Origin of the sequence: Pseudomonas sp. DrBHI1, assembly GCF_002205115.1 — a bacterium.
GTDB classification, from domain to species: Bacteria; Pseudomonadota; Gammaproteobacteria; order Pseudomonadales; family Pseudomonadaceae; genus Aquipseudomonas; species Aquipseudomonas mosselii.
On the sequence record NZ_NIBE01000097.1, the window covers coordinates 1 to 21278 of the forward strand.

Below are 21278 nucleotides of genomic sequence, written 5' to 3' on the forward strand. Positions count from 1 at the left end.
CCCCATCCTGGGGCGCAGCGCTTGACGGGCATCCATGCCCGTCACCTCCCTCCGCAAGAACTCCGCTCGGCCTCCTGAAGTCGCAATTGGTGGCGCCTGAACTATTGCGCACTTAGAAGCAAGATCAAGATCAAGAAATATGAATCACCTGCAGAGCAGGAAAACATCTGTGGGTGAGAGTAGGCGCCGCGTTACGTGTAATGACTACCCCTCAAAGCGACCACCGTCAACAGACAACGAAGCGCACACCCAGCAACCCCATCCAACACCTGTAACAGACTTCCCTGCCACGATAGGTTCCCACTGCCTCACCTCTATCCTTTACACGATTTTTGCAAACCGCCATTGGTCGCCACCCCCCCGGATGGATTAAAGTATCCCCCCTCGCCCGGCAAGCGCCCTCAGCGCGCCAGGGCCCATCCCCAGGAACCGCCAACGATGGAACACCGTGAAGCGCTGATCGCGCTGCGCACCTTTCTCTCCTCCCAGATCCTCGGCCAGGAAAAACTGGTCGAGCGCCTGCTGATCGTGCTCCTGGCCGACGGCCACATGCTGGTCGAAGGCGCCCCGGGCCTGGCCAAGACCAAGGCTATCAAGGAGCTCGCCGAGGGCATCGAGGCGCAATTCCATCGCATCCAGTTCACCCCCGACCTGCTGCCCGCCGACATCACCGGTACCGAGATCTACCGCCCGGAAACCGGCAGCTTCGTGTTCCAGCAAGGACCGATCTTCCACAACCTGGTGCTGGCCGACGAAATCAACCGCGCCCCTGCAAAGGTTCAATCGGCGCTGCTCGAAGCCATGGCCGAGCGCCAGGTCAGCGTTGGACGCAGCACCTACGAGTTGTCGCCGCTGTTCCTGGTGATGGCCACGCAGAACCCGATCGAGCAGGAAGGCACCTACCCGCTGCCCGAGGCCCAGCTCGACCGCTTCCTCATGCATGTCAAAATCGGCTTCCCAGACGCCGCGGTGGAGCGACGCATCCTCCTGCAAGCCCGGGGCGAGGCACTGGGTGGCGAGGTGAAGCCCGAGCGCCGGGTTAGCCAGCAGGCCATCTTCGCCGCCCGCAAGGAAATCCTCGGCCTGTACATGGCAGATGCCGTGGAGGAATATCTGGTGCAGCTGGTCATGGCCACCCGCACCCCGGCCAAGTTCGACAGTGAGCTGGCCGACTGGATCGCCTACGGCGCCAGCCCCCGCGGCTCAATCGCCCTGGACCGTTGCGCACGCGCCCACGCCTGGCTGGCCGGGCGCGACTTCGTCAGCCCCGAGGATATCCAGGCAGTGCTGTTCGACGTGCTGCGCCACCGCATCATCCTCTCGTTCGAGGCCGAGGCGGCCGGGGTCGACCAAGACCGCGTGGTCCAGCGCATCCTCGACGTCGTCGCCGTCGCCTGACCCCATGCCCACCTCGCAGTTGGCCGAACCCGGCATCCGCATCGGCCTGGCCGACCTGATCGACATGCGCCACCGCGTGCGTGAGATCCAGCTGTTCTCCCGGCCCGGCCAGCGCAGCCCGCTGGTGGGCCTGCACCACTCCAAGCTGCGTGGCCGCGGCGTGGACTTCGACCAGGTGCGGGTCTACCAGGCCGGTGACGATGTGCGCAACATCGACTGGCGCGTCACCGCGCGCACCCAGGAGCCGCACACCAAGCTTTTTCACGAAGAGCGCGAGCGGCCGATCTTCATCATGGTCGAGCAGAGCCAGCGGCTGTTCTTCGGCTCCGGGCTGATGTTCAAGTCAGTGCTGGCGGCCCAGGCCGCGGCCCTGTTCGGCTGGGCGGCGCTGGGCCACAACGACCGTATCGGCGGGCTGGTGTTCGGCGACAGCGAGCCCCACGAGATCAAGCCGAGGCGCAGCAAGCAGAGCCTGCTGCAACTGCTCAACCGCCTGGCCAAGGTCAACCAGGCCCTGCACACCGAGGCCGTGCCACAGCCCGACAGCCTGGGCCTGGCCCTGCGCCGGGCACGTGAGGTGCTGCGCCCGGGCAGCCTGGCCATCGTCATCTGTGACGAGCGTGCCCTGAGCGCCAGCGTCGAGCAGCACCTGGCGATGCTGTCGCGTCACTGCGACGTGCTGCTGATGCCGGTCAGCGACCCGCTCGACCATGCCCTGCCCGCCGCCGGCCTGCTGCGTTTCGCCCAACGCGGCGCGCAACTGGAACTCGACACGCTGGATGCCAACCTGCGCCAGGCCTACCGCCAGCAGGCCGAGGCGCGCATCGAGCGCTGGGAACTGCTGGCGCAGAAGCTGCGGGTGGTGCTGATGCCGCTGAGCACCCAGAGTGAGATGATCGAGCAATTGCGCGAATACCTGAACGCGCAGCGTCCCGGGAGCGCCAAATGACCCCCCTGGATCAGTTGCAACCGCTCATCGCACCGCCGGCCATCGGTCTGTGGCCACCGGCCCCAGGCTGGTGGCTGTTGCTCGCCTTGCTGCCATTGCTCGGCTGGGGCCTGTGGCGCCTGCGCCACTGGCGCCCAGGCAAGCGCAAGGTGGTGCGCGCCGAACTGCCGCTGGACCCGATTCGTGTCGAGGCCCTGGCCGAGCTGGCGCGCCTGCCACGCCCCTATGACGGCGCGCCGGCCGGCGCCTGGCTGCAGCAGATCAACGCCCTGCTCAAGCGCCTGTGCCGCAACCACTATCCCGGCGCCAACAGCCACACCCTCAATGGCCGGCAGTGGCTGGCGTTTCTCGACAACCGCTGCCCGGCCGCCGGCCTGACCCGTTGGATGGTACTGGTCGAAGGCGCCTACAAGCCCGAGTGCAAGCTCGACGACAAGGCCATCGCCGGGCTCACCCAGGCGGTCGAAACCTGGATCCGCAAGCATGTTTGAACTGGCCTGGCCGTGGATCTTCCTGCTGTTGCCGCTGCCCTGGCTGGCGCGCTTGGCGCTGCCTGCCGCCGACAGCGGCGAGCCGGTGCTCAAGGTGGGCTTTCTCGACGAACTCGAAGGCCTGGCCGGGCGCCGCGCGCGGCTGAACCTGCCAACCTGGCGCCAGCAGGCGCCGTTCATCCTGATCTGGCTACTGCTGTTGCTGGCCGCCGCCCGCCCACAGTGGCTGGGCGATCCGCTGCCGGTGTCGGCCAGTGGCCGCGACCTGCTGGTGGCAGTGGATGTGTCGGGCTCCATGGACTTCCCCGACATGCAGTGGAAGGACGACGAGATCAGCCGTCTGGACCTGGTCAAGGCGCTGATGGGCGACTTCCTCCAGGACCGCCAGGGCGACCGCGTCGGCCTGATCCTATTCGGCAGCCAGGCCTACCTGCAGGCCCCGCTGACCTTCGACCGGCGTACCGTGCGCACCTTCCTCGACGAGGCGCAGATCGGCATCGCCGGCAAGAACACCGCCATCGGCGACGCCATCGGCCTGGCGGTCAAGCGTCTGCGCCAGCGCCCGGCGCAAAGTCGGGTGCTGATCCTGATCACCGATGGCGCCAACAACGGCGGGCAGATCCACCCACTGACCGCCGCCCGCCTGGCCGCCCAGGAAGGCGTGCGCATCTACACCATCGGCATCGGTGCCAACCCTGAGGCCAGCGGCACGCCGGGCCTGCTCGGGCTGAACCCGAGCCTGGACCTGGACGAAGCCTCGCTCAAGGAAATCGCCGAAATTACCCACGGCAGCTACTTCCGCGCCCACGACGGCGCCGAGCTGAACGCCATCGGCGACACCCTTGACCAACTGGAACCGGTGGCCCAGCAGCCGACTCAGGCGCGCACCGCTCACGCGCTGTACGCCTGGCCGCTGGCCCTGGCGCTGCTGCTCAGCGTGCTGCTGGTGGTGGCCGTGCAGTGGCCGGACAACCTGCTGCAACGCCTGCTGCGCAAGCCACGCTTCCTGCAGCCCCACCCGGAATGGCGCCAGCGCCTCAAGCGCCTGCGCCTGAGGAGGCGGCGATGATCGAACTCTGGCCCCAATGGCTGCGCCCGCTCTGGCTGCTGGTGCTGCCCCTGCTCGGCTGGCTGCTGTTCAAGCTCTGGCATCGGCGCAAGCGCGCCGGGCGCTGGCAGTTGATCCTGCCGCAGCCGTTCCACGCGGTCTTGCTTGGCGGCGGCAGCGGCAGCACCAGCAAGCTGCCTTGGATCGCCCTGGGCCTGGCCTGGCTGCTGATCGTCCTGGCCCTGCTCGGGCCGAGTTGGCAGCGCCTGGAAGAAACCCGCCAACGCCCGGCCGACCCGCTGGTGATCCTGCTCGAACTGACGCCGCAGATGCTCGCCGAGGACAGCACGCCGAACCGCCTGGAACAGGCCCGGCGCAAGATCCTCGACCTGCTTGAGCACCGTCGCGACAGCCAGACCGCGCTGATCGTCTACGCAGGCTCCGCCCACACCCTGGTGCCGCTATCCGATGACCTGGGCACCACGCGCAACCTGCTTGAGGCCGTCGACCCGTCGATCATGCCGCAGCCCGGCCAGCGTGCCGACCTCGCCGTGCACAAGGGCCTGGCCCTGCTCGCCCAGAGCGGCCTGGGCCAGGGCCGCCTGCTACTGATCGGCTCGTCGCTGAGTGAACCGGAGCGCGAAGGCATTCGACAGGCCCTCGGGCGCCAGGGCCCAAACCTGCTGATGCTGGGCGTCGGCAGCGCCGAGGGTGCACCGGTACGCCAGGCCAACGGCGAGTACCTGAAGGACGACCAGGGCGGCATTCTCCTGCCACGCCTGGACAGCGCCTCGCTGAAAAGCTTCATCGGCTCGACCGGCGGGCGCTACCGCCATGCCCGCATCGACGACCTCGACCTGCGCGGCCTGGGCTTGTTCGACAACCCGCGACTGTTGCACAACGATGGCCAGACCCTGCAACTGGACAGCTGGGCCGACCAGGGCTACTGGCTGCTGTTGCCCCTGCTGCTGCTAGCCGCCTGCGCTGGCCGGCGCGGCTGGTTGTTCTGCCTGCCGCTGCTGCTGGCCTTGCCGCAACCGAGCCAGGCCTTCGAATTCAATGACCTGTGGCTGCGCCCCGACCAGCAGGGCCAGCGCCTGCTGGAGCGGCAACGCCCGGCCCAGGCGGCCCGCCACTTCGAGGACAGCCAGTGGCGCGGCATGGCCCTGTACCAGGCCGGCGATTTCGAAGGCGCCGCCGCCGCCTTCGCCCAGGCCGGCACAGCGGCCGCCCACTACAATCGGGGTAATGCCCTGGCCCGCGCCGGGGAACTGGAGGCGGCGCTGGACGCCTATGAACAGGCCCTGGAACGCCAACCCGACCTGAAGGCCGCACTGGACAACCAGGCCCTGGTCCAGCAACTGTTGCAACAACGCCAGGCCAGCGCCGAGACCCAACCAAACAACGCCGATGCCCAAGGCACACCCGGCAGCGAAACCGAAGGCAACAGCAGCTCGACCAGCAGCCAGGCCCAGGGCACGCCCGGCAGCGACGAACAGGCCCAGGGCCAGCAGAACGGCGACAGCCAGGGCAACACCCAGGCCCCGCCCGGCGCTGCCGGCGGCGATGACGACAGCCTCACCCAGCCGCCCCAGCGGCCGCTCTCCACCAGCCTCGACGCCGAACAGCGCCAGGCCCTGGAGCAATGGCTGCGGGAGATCCCCGACAACCCGGCGGAACTGCTGCGGCGCAAATTCTGGTACGAACAGCAATTGCATCAGGAAACCCCACGATGAGTCGCCTCGGCGTCTTTCTCCTAGGCCTGCTGTGGAGCCTCGCGGCCCAGGCCGAACCGATCCTGCAGGCCAGCGTCGACCGCACGCGCCTGGAAGCCGGCGAAACCCTGGAACTCACCCTCGAGAGCCAGGACGTCACCCAGTTCGGCAAGCCCGACCTGCGCTCCCTCGAGCCCGACTTCGAGGTGCGCGGTACGCGCCAGCTCAACAGCTTGCATACCCTGGACGGCGAAACCCGCGCCAGCACCCGCTGGATCATCACCCTGCTGCCCCGGCGCAGCGGCAGCCTGCGCATTCCCGAGCTGCAGTTGGGCCAATCGCGCAGCCAGGCCATCGAACTGCAGGTGCAGCAGGCCGACAGCCAGCGCCCGGACGCGGCTGCGCAGGTGTTCGTCGAGGCCACCCTGGACAGCAGCGAGGTCTATGTCCAGGCCCAGGCCGTGCTGACCCTGCGCATCTACCATTCGGTGGCGCTGTACGACGACAGCAGCCTCAGCCCGCTGCAGCTGGAAAACGCCAAGGTCGACCCGCTGGGCGAGTCGCGCACCTACGAGAAGGACATCAACGGCGTGCGTCACGGGGTGATCGAGACCCGTTATGCGATCTATCCGCAACAGAGCGGCAGCCTTGAAGTGCCGCCGCTGCGCTTCACCGCCACCGCCGCCGACAATGGCGAACAACCGGCCGGCACGCCGCGGGTCGGCCGCCAGGTGCAGGTCAGCTCGCTGCCGCTGCGTCTGACGGTCAAGCCGATCCCGGCCAGCTACCCGGCCGACCGCCCTTGGCTGCCGGCCCGCAACCTGACCCTGGAAGAACACTGGAACCCCGACCCGGAGCGCCAGCCGACGCAGATCGGCGACTCGCTCACGCGCAACATCACCGTGCGCGCCGAGGGCCTGTCGAGCACCCAGTTGCCGCCACTGCCGGCCACCGAAGCCGCCGGTCTGCGCCGCTACCCCGACCAACCGCTGCTGCGCAACGAGATCGGCGAGCGCGGCATGGTCGCCAACCGCGAAGAGCGCGAGGCGCTGGTGCCGACCCACGCTGGCGAGCTGGCCTTGCCGGCGCTGGAGGTGACCTGGTGGAACACCCGCGAAGACCATCTGGAGCACAGCAGCCTGCCGGCCCGCACCCTGAACGTGCAGGACAACCCGGCGCTGAGCGCCGACACCCCGGCCGGCGACGGCAACCTGAGCCCCGGCCCGCTCTGGCCCTGGCAACTGGCCACGCTGGTCCTGGCCCTGACCACCCTGCTCGGCTTCACCCTGTGGTGGCGGGCCCGCTCGCAACCGGCGGTGCTGCGCGCGGCACAGACCGGCCCGAGCCCGCGCACGCTGCTCGATGACCTCAAGCGCGCCTGCCAGGCCAACGACCCGCAGGCCACCCGCCAGGCGCTGGACGCCTGGGCCCGGCAGCAGCCGGAAACCCTGGCCGAGATGGCGGCGCGCTTCGTGCCGTTGTCCGATGCGCTGGATGGGTTGAATGGCGCGTTGTACAGCGAGAGCGGGCAATACTGGCACGGCGACGAGCTGTGGCGCGCGATTGGCGCGATTCCGCCGGCCGAGCAGGTGCTGGCGCCGTCGGGCGAAGCCGGCAGCTTGCCGCCGCTGTATCCCAAGTAGCCTCATCGCGGGGCAAGCCCGCTCCCACGGCCCCGCGATGAGTTACCATAGCGCCCTAATCCAAACGCCCCCTGCCGCTCACCCAACGGATCTTCCATGCGTCTGTTTCACACCTCCGACTGGCACCTGGGCCAGAGCCTGCATGGCCAGGAACGCGATTTCGAACACGCCTGTTTCATTGACTGGCTGCTCGGCCAGCTGCGCCTGCGCCAACCCGACGCGCTGCTGATCGCCGGCGACATCTTCGACACGGTCAACCCGCCGGTCAAAGCCCAGGAGCGTCTCTACGACTTCATTGTCCAGGCCCACGAGCAACAGCCCAAGCTGGATATCGTGATGATCGCTGGCAACCACGACTCCGGCTCGCGCATCGAGCTGCCGGCGCCACTGATGCGCCGCCTGCGCACCCACGCCCTGGGCCGGGTGCACTGGCTAGACGAGGGCCAGCTGGACACCGAACGACTGCTGATCCCGTTGACCAACGCCCGGGGCAAGGTCGGCGCCTGGTGCCTGGCCCTGCCCTTCCTGCGCCCCGCCGAAGTCACCGGCCCCGCGCTGGGGGACGACTACCTGCAGGGCATCAACCAGGTCCATGAGCAACTGATCGCCGCGGCGCAGAAGAAGCGCAAGAAAGACCAGGCACTGGTCGCCATCAGCCACGCGCACATGGCCGGCGGCAGCATCTCGGAAGACTCCGAGCGCAGCCTGATCATCGGCAACGCCGAGGCCTTGCCGGCCAGGCTGTTCGACAAGGCCATCAGCTATGTCGCCCTCGGCCACCTGCACAAGCCGCAGAAGGTCAACCGCGAAAACCGTATCCGCTACAGCGGCGCGCCGATCCCGTTGTCGTTCGCCGAGATCAACTACCCGCACCAGGTCCTGGAGGTGGAGCTGGACGGCGCCGAGCTGGTCAGTGTCGAGCCGCGTCCGGTGCCCCGCGCGGTGGCCCTGCAACGGGTCGGGCCGGCGCCGCTGGGCGAATTGCTCGAACAGCTCGGGCAACTGCCGGTGATCGACCTGCTCGAAGACCCCAACCGCCAGCCCTGGCTGGAAGTGCGGGTGCGCCTGGACGAGCCGCAGCCCGACCTGCGCCAGCAGATCGAAGGCGCCCTGCAGGGCAAGGCCGTGCGCCTGGTGCGCATCAGCGCCGAATACGCCGGCAGCGGCCGCGCCGAGGACGACGAGCACGCCTTCGTCGAGCTGGCCCAGATGACCCCGCAGGACCTGTTCGGCCGTGCCTGGGAGCAGGCCTATGGCAACCCCGCCGACGACCAGGCCCTGGCCGATTTCGCCGAATTGCTGCAGGACGTCCTGCAAGAGGAGGAGCAGGCATGAATATCCTCGCCATCCGCCTGAAGAACCTGGCCTCGCTGGCCGGCCCGATCGATATCGACTTCACCGCCGAGCCCCTGGCCAGCGCCGGCCTGTTCGCCATCACCGGCCCCACCGGCGCCGGCAAGAGCACCCTGCTCGACGCCCTGTGCCTGGCGCTGTTCGGCAGCGTGCCGCGCTTGAACGACATCGCCCGGGAAGCCAAGGTCCCGGACGCCGATGGCGAGATCCCCACCTCGGATCCGCGCAACCTGCTGCGTCGCGGCACTGGCAGCGGCTTCGCCGAGGTCGATTTCGTCGGCATCGACGGCGGCCGCTACCGCGCCCGCTGGGAAGCCAACCGCGCTCGCGAAAAGGCCACCGGCAAACTGCAGAACAGCCGCCAGAGCCTCTACGACCTGGACAGCGAGCAACTGCTGGGCAGCGGCAAGAACGAATACAAGCAACTGGTCGAGGCGCGCCTGGGCCTGAACTTCGAGCAGTTCACCCGCGCGGTGATGCTGGCCCAGAGCGAATTCGGTGCCTTCCTCAAGGCCGACGACCGTGAGCGCAGCGAACTGCTGGAAAAACTCACCAACACCGCAATCTACACCCGCCTGGGCCAACGCGCCTTCAGCAAGGCGCGGGAAACCGGCGAGGTTCACAACGACCTGAAGAAGCAGGCCGAGCACCTGCTGCCAATGGAAGCCGAAGCCCGCGCCACCCTCGACCAGGCACTGGAACAGGCCCAGCAGCAGCTCAAGGCCGAACAGGCGCGCCAGCGCCAGCTGGAACAGCAGCGCACCTGGTTTGCCGAACAGCAGCGCCTGCAGGCGCTGCACAGTGAAGCCGGCACGGCCCTGCAAAACGCGGAACACGAGTGGCAACAACTGGCCGAACAGCGCGTCGACCTGCAACGCCTGGAACGCCTGGCGCCCCAGCGCCACCAGTTCCACCGTCAGCAGCACCTGGCCGCGCAACTGGCCCCGGTACTGGCCGATATCGACCAGCAACAGCGCCAGCACACCGAACTGCAGCAACACACCGACACGCTGCAGCTGGCCCTGGAAACGGCCCGCCAGCACCTGATCGAGCACCAGGCCCTGCACGGCGAAAACGCCCCGCGCCTGCGCCAGGCCTTTGCTGCCCAGGGCGACCTGGCGCGCCTGGACAAGGAGCTTGCCGAGCAACGTGAAGCCTGCACCCGGGTCGAACAGGAAGTCGGTACAGCCCAGCAGCAACTGCTGCAGCTGGAGGACAGCCAGCAGCGCAGCCTGCAACAACTGGCTCGGATCGACAGCGCCCTGGCCGAAAGCGAAGCACTCGGCAGCCTGGCCGACGCCTGGCAAGCCTACCTGCCGCAGCTCAAACAGGTGATGCTGATCGGCGGCCGCCTGGCCAAGGGCCGCGAAGAGCTGCCCGGCCTGCAGGCCCAAGCCAGTCAGGCCAACGCCCAACTGCAAGCCCAGCGCGAGCATTTCGAGTTGCTGTTCCGCGAGGCCGGGGCCGAACCCCAGGCGCTGGCCGAGCAGATCGACCTGCTCGGCGCCATGCTCCAGGACAACCGTAAGCAGCAACGCGCGGTCGAGGAGCTGTCGCGCCTGCATGGCCGCGAAATGGAACTGCGCAACGGCCTCGATGCGCTGCGCGAGCGCCAACAATTGGCCATGCAGCAACGCCAGCAACTGATCGGTGAAGGCACGGCGGCCAAGGCCGAACTGGAGGCCGCCGAGCAGGCGCTGACCCTGACCCGCCAGTTGCTCGAGCGCCAGCGCCTGGCCCGCAACACCAGCGTCGAGGAACTGCGCGCCCAGCTGCGCGATGGCGAGCCCTGCCCGGTGTGCGGCAGCGCCGAGCATCCGTTCCATCAGCCCGAAGCGTTGCTGCACAGCCTCGGGCGCCACGACCAGGCCGAGGAAGCGGCGGCGCAGCAGCAGGTCGAACAGCTCAATACCCGGTTGGTGGAGCTGCGCACCCAGCTGGGCGTGGTCAACGCCCAGCTCAAGGATTACCAGCAGCAACAGCAGCAGTTGGGCGAGCAGCTGCAGCCCGTCCTCGAGCAGGTCCAGGCCCATGCCTTGTGGCCAGCGCTGGCGCCGCAGGACGACAGCGGCCGGGGCAAGTGGCTCGACGGCCAGTTGCGCCGCCTCGGCGACGAGATCGACCGCGACGAGAAACGCCAGGGCGCCCTGCTCGCCCTGCAAAAGGACGCCGCGCGCCTCACCCAGCAATTGCAGGCCGCAGGCGAAGCACAGCAACAGGCCCAGCGCCACCTTGACCAGCAGCACCAGGCCCTGGCCGCCGACGAGCAGCAACTCGCGCAGGCCCTCGAAAGTCTCGAAAACGTGCTGCCCCCGGACATTCTCCAGGCCCTGCGCGACGACCCGGCCAATGCGTTCCTCGGCCTCGACCAGCAGATTGCCCAACGCCGTCAGCAACTCGACCTGCGCAAGGACGAGCTGGAAGAACAGCAGGCTCGCCAGGTCCAGCTGGACAAACAGCGCGATCAGCAACAGGCGCGCCTGCACAGCCAGCAACAGCTGCAACAGAAGCTTGCCGTGCTGGACGAACAACGCCGCCAGGCCCAGGCCACCCTGGGCGAACTGCTCGGCGATCAGCCCAGCGCCGAAGCCTGGCAGCAGCACATGGACACCCAGCTGGAGCAGGCCCGCGCCGCCGAGGCAGACAGCGCCCGGCAACTGCAGGCGCTGCACACCCAAGGTGTGCAACTGGCCGGCGAACTCAAGGCCAACCAGCAACGCCAACAGGCACTGGAGCAGGAGCACCAGCAGCTGCAGGGCGAAATCGCCCAGTGGCGCAGCGAACACCCGGAACTGGACGACGCCGGCCTCGACCGCCTGCTGGCCATCGACGACAGCCAGGTGGGCGAGCTGCGCCAACGCCTGCAGGCCGCGGAAAAAGCTGTCGAGCAAGGCCGCGTGTTGCTAGGGGAGCGTGAGCAGCAGCTGCAGCAACACACCGCACAGGCCCACGGCGAACTGTCCGTCGAAGCGCTGGAAACCGCCCTCGCCGAGCTGGCCGTGCAGCTGTCAGCCCAGGAGCAGCAATGCGCTGAGCTGCGCGCCCAACAAGCCGAGGACCAGCGCCGGCAACAGGCCAGCCAGGCCCTGGCCGAACAGATCGACCAGGCCTACCAGCAATGGCAACGTTGGGCACGCCTGAATGCATTGATCGGCTCGGCCTCGGGCGATGTGTTCCGCAAGATCGCCCAGGGCTACAACCTCGACCTGCTGCTGCACCACGCCAACAGCCAGTTGCGCCAGCTGGCCCGGCGATATCGCCTCAAGCGCGGCGGCAGCGCCCTGGGCCTGCTGGTGCTGGACACCGAGATGGGCGACGAGCTGCGTTCGGTGCATTCGCTGTCGGGCGGCGAGACCTTCCTGGTGTCGCTGGCCCTGGCCCTGGGCCTGGCATCCATGGCGTCGAGCACCCTGCGTATCGAATCGCTGTTCATCGACGAAGGCTTCGGCAGCCTCGACCCCGAGTCGCTGCAACTGGCCATGGACGCCCTCGACGGCCTGCAGGCCCAGGGGCGCAAGGTGGCGGTGATCTCCCACGTGCAGGAGATGCACGAGCGCATTCCGGTGCAGATCCAGGTGCGCCGCCAGGGCAATGGCCTGAGCGACGTGCAGGTGTGCGGGTGATCCTCTACTCGTTCCGCCGCTGCCCCTGGGCCATGCGCGCGCGCCTGGCCCTGCGCTACGCCGGCTGCGACGTACAGGTCCACGAGGTGAAGATGAAGGAAAAGCCGGCCGAGCTGCTGGCACTGTCGCCCAAGGGCACGGTGCCGGTGCTCGATACCGGGGATGCGGTGCTGGAGGAAAGCCTGGACATCATGCGCTGGGCGCTGGCCCGACATGACCCCGAGGACTGGCGCCTGCAGGCAGACCCCGCCGCCGCGCGGCAGGCCGAAACGCTGATCGCGCGCAACGATGGCACCTTCAAGGCGCAAGTGAACTTGTACAAGTACGCCGAGCGCTACCCCGAGCACACCCGGGCGCACTACCGCGCCCAGGCCGAGCCTTGGCTGGCCGAGCTGGAACGTCTGCTCGAAGGCAGACCCTATCTGCTGGCCGCTCACCCAAGCCTGGCCGACGCCGCCTTGCTGCCCCTGATGCGCCAGTTTGCCGGGGTCGAACCCGAATGGTTCACCGAGGCGGCTTATCCGCGGTTGCGCAGCTGGTTGCAGGGCTGGCTGGCATCGCCGCTGTTCAAGGCCGTGATGGCCAAGTGAGACAGCGTGTCGCTCAAAGCGCCAGGATCGGCGCGGACATCAACAACAGCACTACCGCCGTGATACGCCACATCATGCTCTGCCCCTTTGGCGAGTCAAAAATTTAGCGTCAAATTAAATCACATGGCGTTGTGCTATTACCAATGGCTTTACACACTCAATTGGCATGCTTGCTCAGGGCGGCGTGGAAATGCGCGCTCTGCTGCAGGTATTTCTGGGTGTAGCTGTGAGTGTTGGACGCCTTGGCGCTTTGCTCCAGCTGGGCGTGGGCCGGCAGTACGACGGTGGCGGAGATGGCGGAAGCGGCGATGACCGGGAAGAGATTGAAGTTCATGTGGGCTGACCTCGACTTCGGTGGTTGACGTTGGCCCCTCGGGGGCCTTGGGTCAAAACTTACGCCGATGGACTCGACCACTGAAATTCATTGCAGCAGTAGCGATTATCACGCCTATCGATAATTGGAAGCCCCCCCTGTGGGAGCGGCCTTGCGTCGCGAAAGGGCCGCACAGCGGCCCCGGCGATTCTTGCGTCAACGCTGAAACTCTGGGGCTGTTACGCAGCCCATTCGCGACGCAAGGCCGCTCCCACAGGGGGCGAGACAACCCGGCGGAGGATGATCACTCCAGAAACTTGAGGTCCGAAGGCGCCTGCTGGGGCAGTTTCTGCACCGTATCCCCCAACTTGCCGCTGCGCGGGTCGCGGCGCATGACCACGATCTGGTTGCTCTTCTGGTTCGCCACCAGCAGGTAGTTGCCATCCGGGTCGAGGGCAAACTCCCGGGGATGGTCGCCTTCCACCGAACGGCGCTGCAGCAGGGTGAGCCGGCCATCGTCCTTGCCCACGGCATACACCACGATCTCGTTGGCCGTGCCACGATTGCTGACATAGAGGAAACGCCCATCGGCCGACAGGTGCAGGCCGCCCGCGGCCTTCGCCGCGAAGTCCTTGCTTTCGGTCAGCGGCAGGCGCTGGCGCTCGGTCAGCGCGCCGTCCTGCACATCGAACACCACCACCTCGGCGCTCATCTCCAGGGTCAGGTAGGCATGCCGGCCCTTTGCGTCGAACAGCAGGTGACGTGGGCCGCTACCTGGTGGCAGTGTCACCGAGGGCGGGATCGCCGGGCTCAGCGGATGCTCGGGGCTGGCGCCGTCATAGCGGTAGATGAACACCTTGTCGGCGCCCAGATCGCTGGCGTACAGGTGGCGGCCATCGGGCGACAGCACCAGCGAATGCACATGGGCACCGGCCTGGCGCTCGGGATTGACCTGGCTCGGCGCATGCCGGGCCTGCTGCACCACCGGCTTGAGCTTGCCGTCCCGGGCCACCGGGATCACCACCAGGCTGCCACCGGGGTCGGGGGCTACGGCGTAGTTGGCGACGAACAGGTAGCGCTGGTCGTGGCTGAGGCTGGCGTGGGTCGGCTCGTCGCCCTGGCTGGGCACCTGGTTCAGCAGCTTGATCTCACCCTGCTTGCCCAGCGAGAAACCGCTGACCTGACCCTTGGGTGTTTCATTGACCGCGAACAACTGGCGCCGGTCGGCGGACAGCACCAGCCACGAAGGGCTGACGCTCTTGACCACCTGCCGGGGCGTGGCGTCGATCTGACCGGTGCGGGCGTCGAAGTCGTAGCGGTAGATCCCTTCGCTGCCATTGTCGGTGTAGCTGCCCACCAGCAACGTGGCGGCCTGGGCGTTGACTGAAAACGCCATGAGGCTAGCGCTCAGCAGGTGGGTCCATTTCCTGTTCATCGTCTTCTTCATCCGGGGCACGAAAAGCACTCATACAGACTAGACGATGCTCGCCTTCGTCACTGGCCAGGCTCCAGTCGTCGCCCGCGCCGGTGGCGGCGGCGACCTGGTCGGGGGTGAAGGACCAGCGACGCAGCAGGCGGCCGTCCATGCATTCGATGGTGAGGCCGGATGCGTCGAAGGTGAAGTCGAAGGCGTGCAGGCCATCGATCAGGAGCATGTCGCAGGATGCGAGGGCGGTGGCGAGGGTGGTCATGGAGGCACCGATTGAGAAAATGGCCGCCATTATACGCATCGCGGGGCAAGCCCGCTCCCACGCCATGTAGGTCGTGGGAGCGGGCTTGCCCCGCGATCAGGCCCAGGTCAGTGAGCGAAGATCGAGCCACCCTCCTTGCCCGCCAGTTTCTCCGGCTTGATCAGGAACCGCGCCAGCGCCGGCAGCAGCCACAGGGCGCCGAACATGTTCCACAGCAGCATGAAGGTCAGCATCAGGCCCATGTCGGCCTGGAACTTGATGGCCGAGAAGATCCAGGTGCACACGCCGATGGCCAGGCACAGGCCGGTGAACAGCACCGCCTTGCCGGTGGAACGCAGGGTCTCGTAGTAGGCCTCCTGCAACGGCAGGCCAGCACGCAGGAAGCTCTCCAGGCGGCTGTAGATGTAGATGCCGTAGTCCACGCCGATGCCCACGCCCAGCGCCACCACTGGCAACGTGGCAACCTTCACGCCGATGCCCATGAACGCCATCAAAGCGTTGCCCAGCACCGAGGTCAGCACCAGCGGCAGGACGATGCACAGCGTCGCGGCGAACGAGCGGAAGGTGATCATGCACATCACCGCCACGCAGATATAGACCAGGATGAGGATGGTCAGCTCGGCCGACTTGATCACCTCGTTGGTGGCCGCCTCGATGCCGGCGTTACCCGCCGCCAGGAGGAACTGCAGGCCTTCCTTGTTGTGGCTGTCGGCAAAGGCCTTGGCCGCGGCGGTGACCCGCTCCAGGGTCTCGGCCTTGTGGTCGTTGAGGAATACCAGCACCGGCGCCAGCGAGCAGTCGGCGTTGTACAGGCCGTCGGCGCGGGCGATGGAGTTGTTGAGGATGTCCGGGTTACGCGACAGGGTCTCCCATTTCAGGCTGCCCTCGTTCATGCCCTTGATGACCTGTTTCGACACGGTCACCAGGGAGATGGTCGACTGCACCCCCGGGGTGTTGTCCATGGTCCACATCAACTCGTCGATCGGCGCCATGGTCGAGTGGATCGAGCAGCTCTCGGCCGGGGTCTTGACCATGATCACCAGCACGTCGGAACTGGTCGAGTAGTTGCTGATGATGAAGCTGTTGTCCTGGTTGTAGCGCGAGTCCGGGCGCAACTCCGGCGCGCCCTGGTCGAGGTCGCCGATCTTCAGGTTCTGGCTGTACCAGAGGCCGCCAACGAAGGCCAGCAACGCCAGTACCACCGACACCGGCGCTACCTTGGCACTGGCGAAGTTGGACAACAGGCGCCAGAACGGGTGCTCGCGGGTGGCGTCCTTCTTGCTGCGGGCGATGGCCTTCTGGCTGATGCCGACGTAGCTGATCGCCACCGGCAGCAGGATCAGGTTGGTGAAGACGATCACCGCCACGCCGATCGAGGCGCCGATGGCCAGCTCGCGGATCACCCCGATGTCGATGATCAGCAAGGTGATGAAGCCCACGGCGTCGGCGAGGATGGCGATCATCCCCGGCAGGAACAACTGGCGGAAGGTGCGCCGCGCCGCGGTCAGGGCGTTGTCGGCGTCGCTGGACTGCAGGGCGATGCCGTTGATCTTCTGCACCCCGTGCGAGATGCCGATGGCGAAGATCAGGAACGGCACCAGCATCGAGTACGGGTCCAGGCCAAAGCCCACCGCATGCATCAACCCCAACTGCCAGACCACCGCCACCAGGGTGGTGATGAGCACGGCGATGGTGCTGCGGATGCACCAGGTGAACCAGTACAACAGCGCCCAGGTAATCACCAGCGCCACGCCGAAGAACATCGCCACCATCACCAGGCCGTCGATCAGGTCGCCGACCTTCTTGGCGAAGCCGACGATATGGATCTTAACGTTGGGGTTCTGCGCCTGGAACTTGTCGCGGATCTTCTCTTCCAGCTGGTGCGAGAACTGCTGGTAGTCGAGCTTGACCTGGCGCCCCGGGTCCTGCGGGTCGGGGTAGCTTTCCAGCAGCGGGATGTCGATGATGCTGGACTTGAAGTTGTTGGCCACCAGGCGCCCGACCTGGCCGGACTTGAGCACGTTGTCGCGCAGCGTGTCGAGGCTGTCCTGGGAGCCGTTGTAGGTGTTGGGAATCACCTCGCCGCCGGAAAAGCCTTCTTCGGTGACCTCGCTCCAGCGCACGCTGGGGCTCCACAGCGACTTGAGGCCGGCGCGGTCGACGCCGGGGATGTAGAACACCTCGTCATGGATCTGACGCAGGGTCTCCATATAGTCCTTGTCGAAGATGTCACCCTTGGTCGACTCCACCGACACACGCACGGTGTTGCCGAGGTTGGCCAGGTCGTTGCGGTGCTCGAGCATCTGTTCGATGAACGGATGTTGCAGCGGAATCATCTTCTCGAAGCTGGTGGACGGGCGAATCTGCGTGGCCTGCCAGAACAGGAAGATGCTCACCAGCACGCAGATGACGATGACAATGGGACGGTTGTTGAAGATCAGGCGTTCCAGCAGGGTGGCCTTGTCCTTGTGCTGCATGTCGAAACTCTCCCGGCTGGTCATGGACGCGCCTCCTGGGTACCGTCGGCCGAGGCCAGGTGCACGCCCCCTTGCCCGACCAGCAGCAGACCGCCACCGCCCAGGCCGCTGACGCCCGACAGGGCGATGCGATCGGCGCGGTTGCGCACGCTGAAAGTCTGCCCGTCATCATGGCTGCGCAGCACGCTGCCGCCGTTGCCGACCAGCACCAGGCTGCCGTCTTCGAGAAGCGTAGCGCTTGCCAGGCCGAATTCGAGCGGGCCGCGCTCGGCCTTGAGCTCGATCGGCTGCCAGCTGTCGCCGAAGTCGGTGGAGCGGAACAGGTTGCCGCGCAGACCGAAGGCCAGCAGGGTGTTGGGCTGGGCGGTGCCGATCACGCCGAACAGCGAGCCCTCGTAGGGGCCTTGGACCTTGGTCCAGCTCTGGCCGGCGTCGCTGGAGCGAAACATGCCGCCCTGCTCGCCGACGATGAACAGGCCGGCGTCCTTCACCAGAGTGATGGCGTTGAGGTGCAACTGGTCGGGGTTGTCCAGACGCTCGGCGACATCCTGCCAGTGCTGGCCGCCATCGAGGGTTTCCAGCAAGGCACCGTAGGCGCCCACGGCGAAGCCGTGCTGCGGGTCGAGGAAACGCACATCGAGCAAGGGGGCTTCGCGGGACAGGTCTTCGAACTGCTTGCTCCAGGTCGCGCCGCCGTCGCTGCTGGCGAGGATCTGCGCGTCATGGCCGACGGCCCAGCCGCGCTTGTCGTCGAGGAAGAACACGGCGGTGAGCAGTTGCCGGGTGGGGACCCGGGCCTGGGTCCAGGTCTTGCCCTGGTCGTCGGAGAACAGGATGTGGCCGCGATCACCGACCACCACCAGGCGCTGCCCGGCGTGGGTGGCGCCGATCAGCAGGCTCTGGCTGGCCTTGGCCGACTCCACCGAGTATTCCTCGACGGCCACCGCCGCCAGGACATGCCCGGAACCGATCCCCAGCGTCAGCGCCAGCATAGCGCTGGCCGCCAGGCTGTAGCGTGCCCTTGGCCGCTCTCTCATGACTGCCCCCTGTTGTGTTCTTGTGGTGGGTCAATCTATTGCCAGGCACTGCGAAAACCCTGTTCCAGAGCCCTGGAATAGCTTCGAGCCATCGTATCGGGGTTGTTCGGCGAAACACAACGAGCGGGACGTTATGTTTTGTTAACCACGAGAACAATTGGGGCCGCCTTGCGGCCCATCGCGACGCAAGGCCGCTCCCACAGGATATGCGCCAGTTCTGCCCTGGCGCCATCCCTGTGGGAGCGGCCTTGCGTCGCGATGGGCTGCGCAGCAGCCCCAATGTCTACCAGGCTTACGCCAGGCTCTTGCTCACCACCTCATACACATCGCTGGACAGCGCCCCGGACGCGAGAATCCGCTCCAGCTCGCCCTTCATCAGCGCCTGGCGCTTGTCGTCGTACTTGCGCCAGCGGGTCAGCGGGGCGAGTTGACGCGAGGCGATCTGCGGGTTCAGCGCGTTGAGCTCGATCACCAGGTCCGCCAGGAAGCGGTACCCCGAACCATCGGCGGCGTGGAAGTTGACCAGGTTCTGACCGGCGAAGGCACCGACCAGCGCGCGCACCTTGTTCGGGTTCTTCAGGGTGAAGGCCGGGTGCTGCATCAACGCCTGGACCCGCGCCAGGCCACCCGGCAGGGTGCTGGCCGCCTGTACGCTGAACCACTGGTCCATGACCAGCGGGTTGTCCTTGAAGTGCTCGGCGAAGGCTCCCAGCGCCTTGGCCCGCTCGGCCTCGAACGGCGAATTGACCAGCACCGCCAGGGCGGTGAGGCGCTCGGTCATGTTGTCGCAGTGCTCGAACTGTTCCAGGGTCGCCTCGAGCACCGGCGCCTTGGCGGTCAGCATCAGGTACGACAGGGCGATGTTCTGCAGGCTGCGGCGGGCGAAATGCTCGGCCGAGGCCACATAGGCGGTCTTGCGCGAGACCTCGCGGTTGGCTTGGTAGCGCGCCCACAGGGCGTCGAACAGCTGCTCGGCGATCTGCTGGCGGGCGAACTCGCGGGCGGCGTGGATCGCATCGACATCGGCCACCTGGCTGATCTCGGTGAGGTACGCCTCGCCCGGCAGCGAAAGCATCTCGGCGACCATGGCCGGGTCCAGCGCCTGATTGCCGAGCACGGTGCCCAATGCAGTGATCAGGCGCTGGTCGAGCGTGAGCGCTTCGCCCCGCTGGTGCTGGCCGATCAGCTCCTGCAGCACCTGTACCGACAGCTGCTGGCCCGCTTCCCAGCGGTTGAAGCCGTCGCTGTCGTGCTGCATGAGGAACATCAGCTGGTCACGGTCGTACGGGAAGCTCAGCTTGACCGGCGCGCTGAAGCCGCGCAGCAGCGACGGCAGCGGCTTGGCCTTGATCCCCTCGAAGGTGAAGGTCTGCTCGGCCTCGGTCACCGACAGCACGCGGCTGCTGCCGACGGCCTGCGCCTCGCCCACCAGGCGCAGCGGCAGGTCGTTGCCTTCGGCGTCCAGCAGGCCCAGGGCCACCGGGATCACGAACGGCAGTTTCTCGACCTTGTCCGGGGTCTGCGGGCAGCTCTGGCGGAAGGTCAGGCTGTAGATCTGCGCGGCGGCGTCATAGGCCTCGCTGACTTCCAGGCGCGGCGTGCCGGCCTGGCTGTACCAGCGCTTGAACTGGGTCAGGTCGACGCCGTTGGCGTCTTCCATGGCCTTGATGAAGTCGTCGGTGGTCACCGCCTGACCGTCGTGACGCTCGAAGTACAGGTCGCTGCCCTTGCGGAAGCCCTCGGCGCCCAGCAGGGTATGGACCATGCCCACGACCTCGGCGCCCTTCTCGTACACGGTCAGGGTGTAGAAGTTGGAGATCTCGATGAAGCTCGCCGGGCGCACCGGGTGGGCCATGGGGCCGGCATCCTCGGCGAACTGGTGGGTGCGCAGGTAGGCGACATCCTCGATGCGCTTGACCGTGCGCGAGTTCATGTCGGCGCTGAACTCGGCGTCGCGGTACACCGTGAAGCCTTCCTTGAGCGACAGCTGGAACCAGTCGCGGCAGGTCACGCGGTTGCCCGACCAGTTGTGGAAGTACTCGTGGGCGACCACGCCCTCGACCCGCTGGTGGGCGGCATCGGTGGCGGTCTCGGCGCGGGCCAGCACGCAGCTGGAGTTGAAGATGTTCAGGCCCTTGTTTTCCATGGCGCCCATGTTGAAGTCGTTGACCGCGACGATCATGAAGATGTCCAGGTCATACTCACGACCGTAGACTTCCTCGTCCCAGCGCATGGACTTCTTCAGGCTGACCATGGCGTGGTCGCACTTGTCGAGGTTTTCCGGCTCGACGTAGATGCGCAGGGTCACGTCGCGGCCTGACTGGCGAACGAACGTGTCTTCCTTGCACCAGAGGTCACCGGCCACCAGCGCGAACAGGTAGGCCGGCTTCTTGAACGGGTCTTCCCAGGTCGCCCAGTGGCGGCCGTCCTCGCCCGGGCCGCTGCCGACCGGGTTGCCGTTGGACAACAGCACCGGGTAGCGATGCTGCTCGGCGATCACCGTGGTGGTGAAGGTGCTCATCACGTCGGGGCGGTCGAGGTAGTAGGTGATCTTGCGAAAGCCCTCGGCCTCGCACTGGGTGCAGAACATCTTGCCGGACTTGTACAGGCCTTCCAGCGCGGTGTTGCTCTCCGGGTGGATCTTCACGCTGGTGTCCAGGGTGAAGCGCTCGCCCTTCGGCTGCACGGTGAGGCTGTCGTCGTCGAGCTGGTAGTCGTTGGCGCCCAGCGCCTGGTCGTCCATCTGCACGCTCAGCAGTTCCAGGTGCTGGCCATCGAGCACCAGTGGCGGCAGGCCGGCGCCGCGCTCGGGGTTGCGGCGCATGACCAGCTGCGCATGGACCAGGCTGTGGTCCTCGAACAGTTCGAAGGTCAGGTGGGTCTCGTCGATCAGGTACTCGGGGGCCTGATAGTCCTTGAGGTAGATCACTTGCGGTTGTTCGGTACGCAT

Annotated in this window: 15 protein-coding genes; 9 read left to right on the forward strand and 6 right to left on the reverse strand. The window is 66.9% G+C overall.

Features of this window, described 5'->3' with window-relative positions; all coding sequences use genetic code 11:
* Window positions 1-438: 438 nt before the first annotated feature.
* The 9 genes from CC207_RS19685 to CC207_RS19725 all read left to right on the forward strand — a co-directional run bounded on the left by CC207_RS19685 (window position 439) and on the right by CC207_RS19725 (window position 12810).
* Window positions 439-1398, forward strand: coding sequence for a MoxR family ATPase (locus tag CC207_RS19685; RefSeq protein WP_011532987.1), 960 nt, complete (start codon window positions 439-441; stop codon window positions 1396-1398).
* Between the two features lie 4 nt (window positions 1399-1402).
* Window positions 1403-2347 carry a DUF58 domain-containing protein gene (locus CC207_RS19690; RefSeq protein ID WP_028692928.1) on the forward strand — a complete coding sequence of 315 codons (945 nt, stop codon included), beginning with the start codon at window positions 1403-1405 and terminating at the stop codon, window positions 2345-2347.
* Entirely contained in the window at window positions 2344-2838 is a 495-nt protein-coding gene (locus CC207_RS19695) for a DUF4381 domain-containing protein (protein WP_028692927.1), read from the forward strand. Before CC207_RS19690 ends, CC207_RS19695 begins: the two co-directional genes overlap by 4 nt.
* Window positions 2831-3907: a VWA domain-containing protein gene (locus CC207_RS19700; RefSeq protein WP_028692926.1), complete on the forward strand. Its 1077-nt coding sequence runs from the start codon at window positions 2831-2833 to the stop codon at window positions 3905-3907. Before CC207_RS19695 ends, CC207_RS19700 begins: the two co-directional genes overlap by 8 nt.
* Window positions 3904-5622 carry a tetratricopeptide repeat protein gene (locus tag CC207_RS19705; protein WP_062363853.1) on the forward strand — a complete coding sequence of 573 codons (1719 nt, stop codon included), beginning with the start codon at window positions 3904-3906 and terminating at the stop codon, window positions 5620-5622. Before CC207_RS19700 ends, CC207_RS19705 begins: the two co-directional genes overlap by 4 nt.
* Window positions 5619-7244 carry a BatD family protein gene (locus CC207_RS19710; RefSeq protein ID WP_088852622.1) on the forward strand — a complete coding sequence of 542 codons (1626 nt, stop codon included), beginning with the start codon at window positions 5619-5621 and terminating at the stop codon, window positions 7242-7244. Before CC207_RS19705 ends, CC207_RS19710 begins: the two co-directional genes overlap by 4 nt.
* Before the next feature lie 96 nt (window positions 7245-7340).
* Window positions 7341-8579 carry an exonuclease SbcCD subunit D C-terminal domain-containing protein gene (locus CC207_RS19715; protein ID WP_028692923.1) on the forward strand — a complete coding sequence of 413 codons (1239 nt, stop codon included), beginning with the start codon at window positions 7341-7343 and terminating at the stop codon, window positions 8577-8579.
* On the forward strand, window positions 8576-12220 hold the full coding sequence (locus CC207_RS19720; RefSeq protein ID WP_088852623.1) for an SbcC/MukB-like Walker B domain-containing protein: 3645 nt from the start codon (window positions 8576-8578) through the stop codon (window positions 12218-12220). Before CC207_RS19715 ends, CC207_RS19720 begins: the two co-directional genes overlap by 4 nt.
* Window positions 12217-12810, forward strand: a complete 594-nt coding sequence (locus tag CC207_RS19725) for a glutathione S-transferase (RefSeq protein WP_028692921.1) — start codon at window positions 12217-12219, stop codon at window positions 12808-12810. The genes CC207_RS19720 and CC207_RS19725 overlap by 4 nt, the downstream gene beginning before the upstream one ends.
* Window positions 12811-12967: 157 nt before the next feature.
* On the opposite strand, the gene CC207_RS27180 is transcribed toward CC207_RS19725, so the two are convergent.
* From CC207_RS27180 to pepN, 6 genes are all read right to left on the reverse strand, one after another.
* On the reverse strand, window positions 12968-13144 hold the full coding sequence (locus tag CC207_RS27180) for a hypothetical protein (protein ID WP_178080981.1): 177 nt from the start codon (window positions 13142-13144) through the stop codon (window positions 12968-12970).
* A gap of 283 nt (window positions 13145-13427) precedes the next feature.
* Entirely contained in the window at window positions 13428-14558 is a 1131-nt protein-coding gene (locus CC207_RS19730; protein WP_178080982.1) for a lactonase family protein, read from the reverse strand.
* Window positions 14524-14814: a DUF5629 family protein gene (locus CC207_RS19735; RefSeq protein ID WP_062363857.1), complete on the reverse strand. Its 291-nt coding sequence runs from the start codon at window positions 14812-14814 to the stop codon at window positions 14524-14526. The genes CC207_RS19730 and CC207_RS19735 overlap by 35 nt, the downstream gene beginning before the upstream one ends.
* A 107-nt stretch (window positions 14815-14921) precedes the next feature.
* Entirely contained in the window at window positions 14922-17315 is a 2394-nt protein-coding gene (locus tag CC207_RS19740) for an RND family transporter (protein ID WP_088852625.1), read from the reverse strand.
* The gene (locus CC207_RS19745) at window positions 17312-18328 is read right to left on the reverse strand and encodes a YCF48-related protein (protein WP_028692917.1); all 1017 of its coding nucleotides are present in this window, start codon (window positions 18326-18328) and stop codon (window positions 17312-17314) included. Before CC207_RS19745 ends, CC207_RS19740 begins: the two co-directional genes overlap by 4 nt.
* 292 nt (window positions 18329-18620) lie before the next feature.
* Window positions 18621-21278 (reverse strand): aminopeptidase N, encoded by a 2658-nt coding sequence (pepN, locus tag CC207_RS19750; RefSeq protein ID WP_088852626.1) that lies wholly within the window; start codon window positions 21276-21278, stop codon window positions 18621-18623.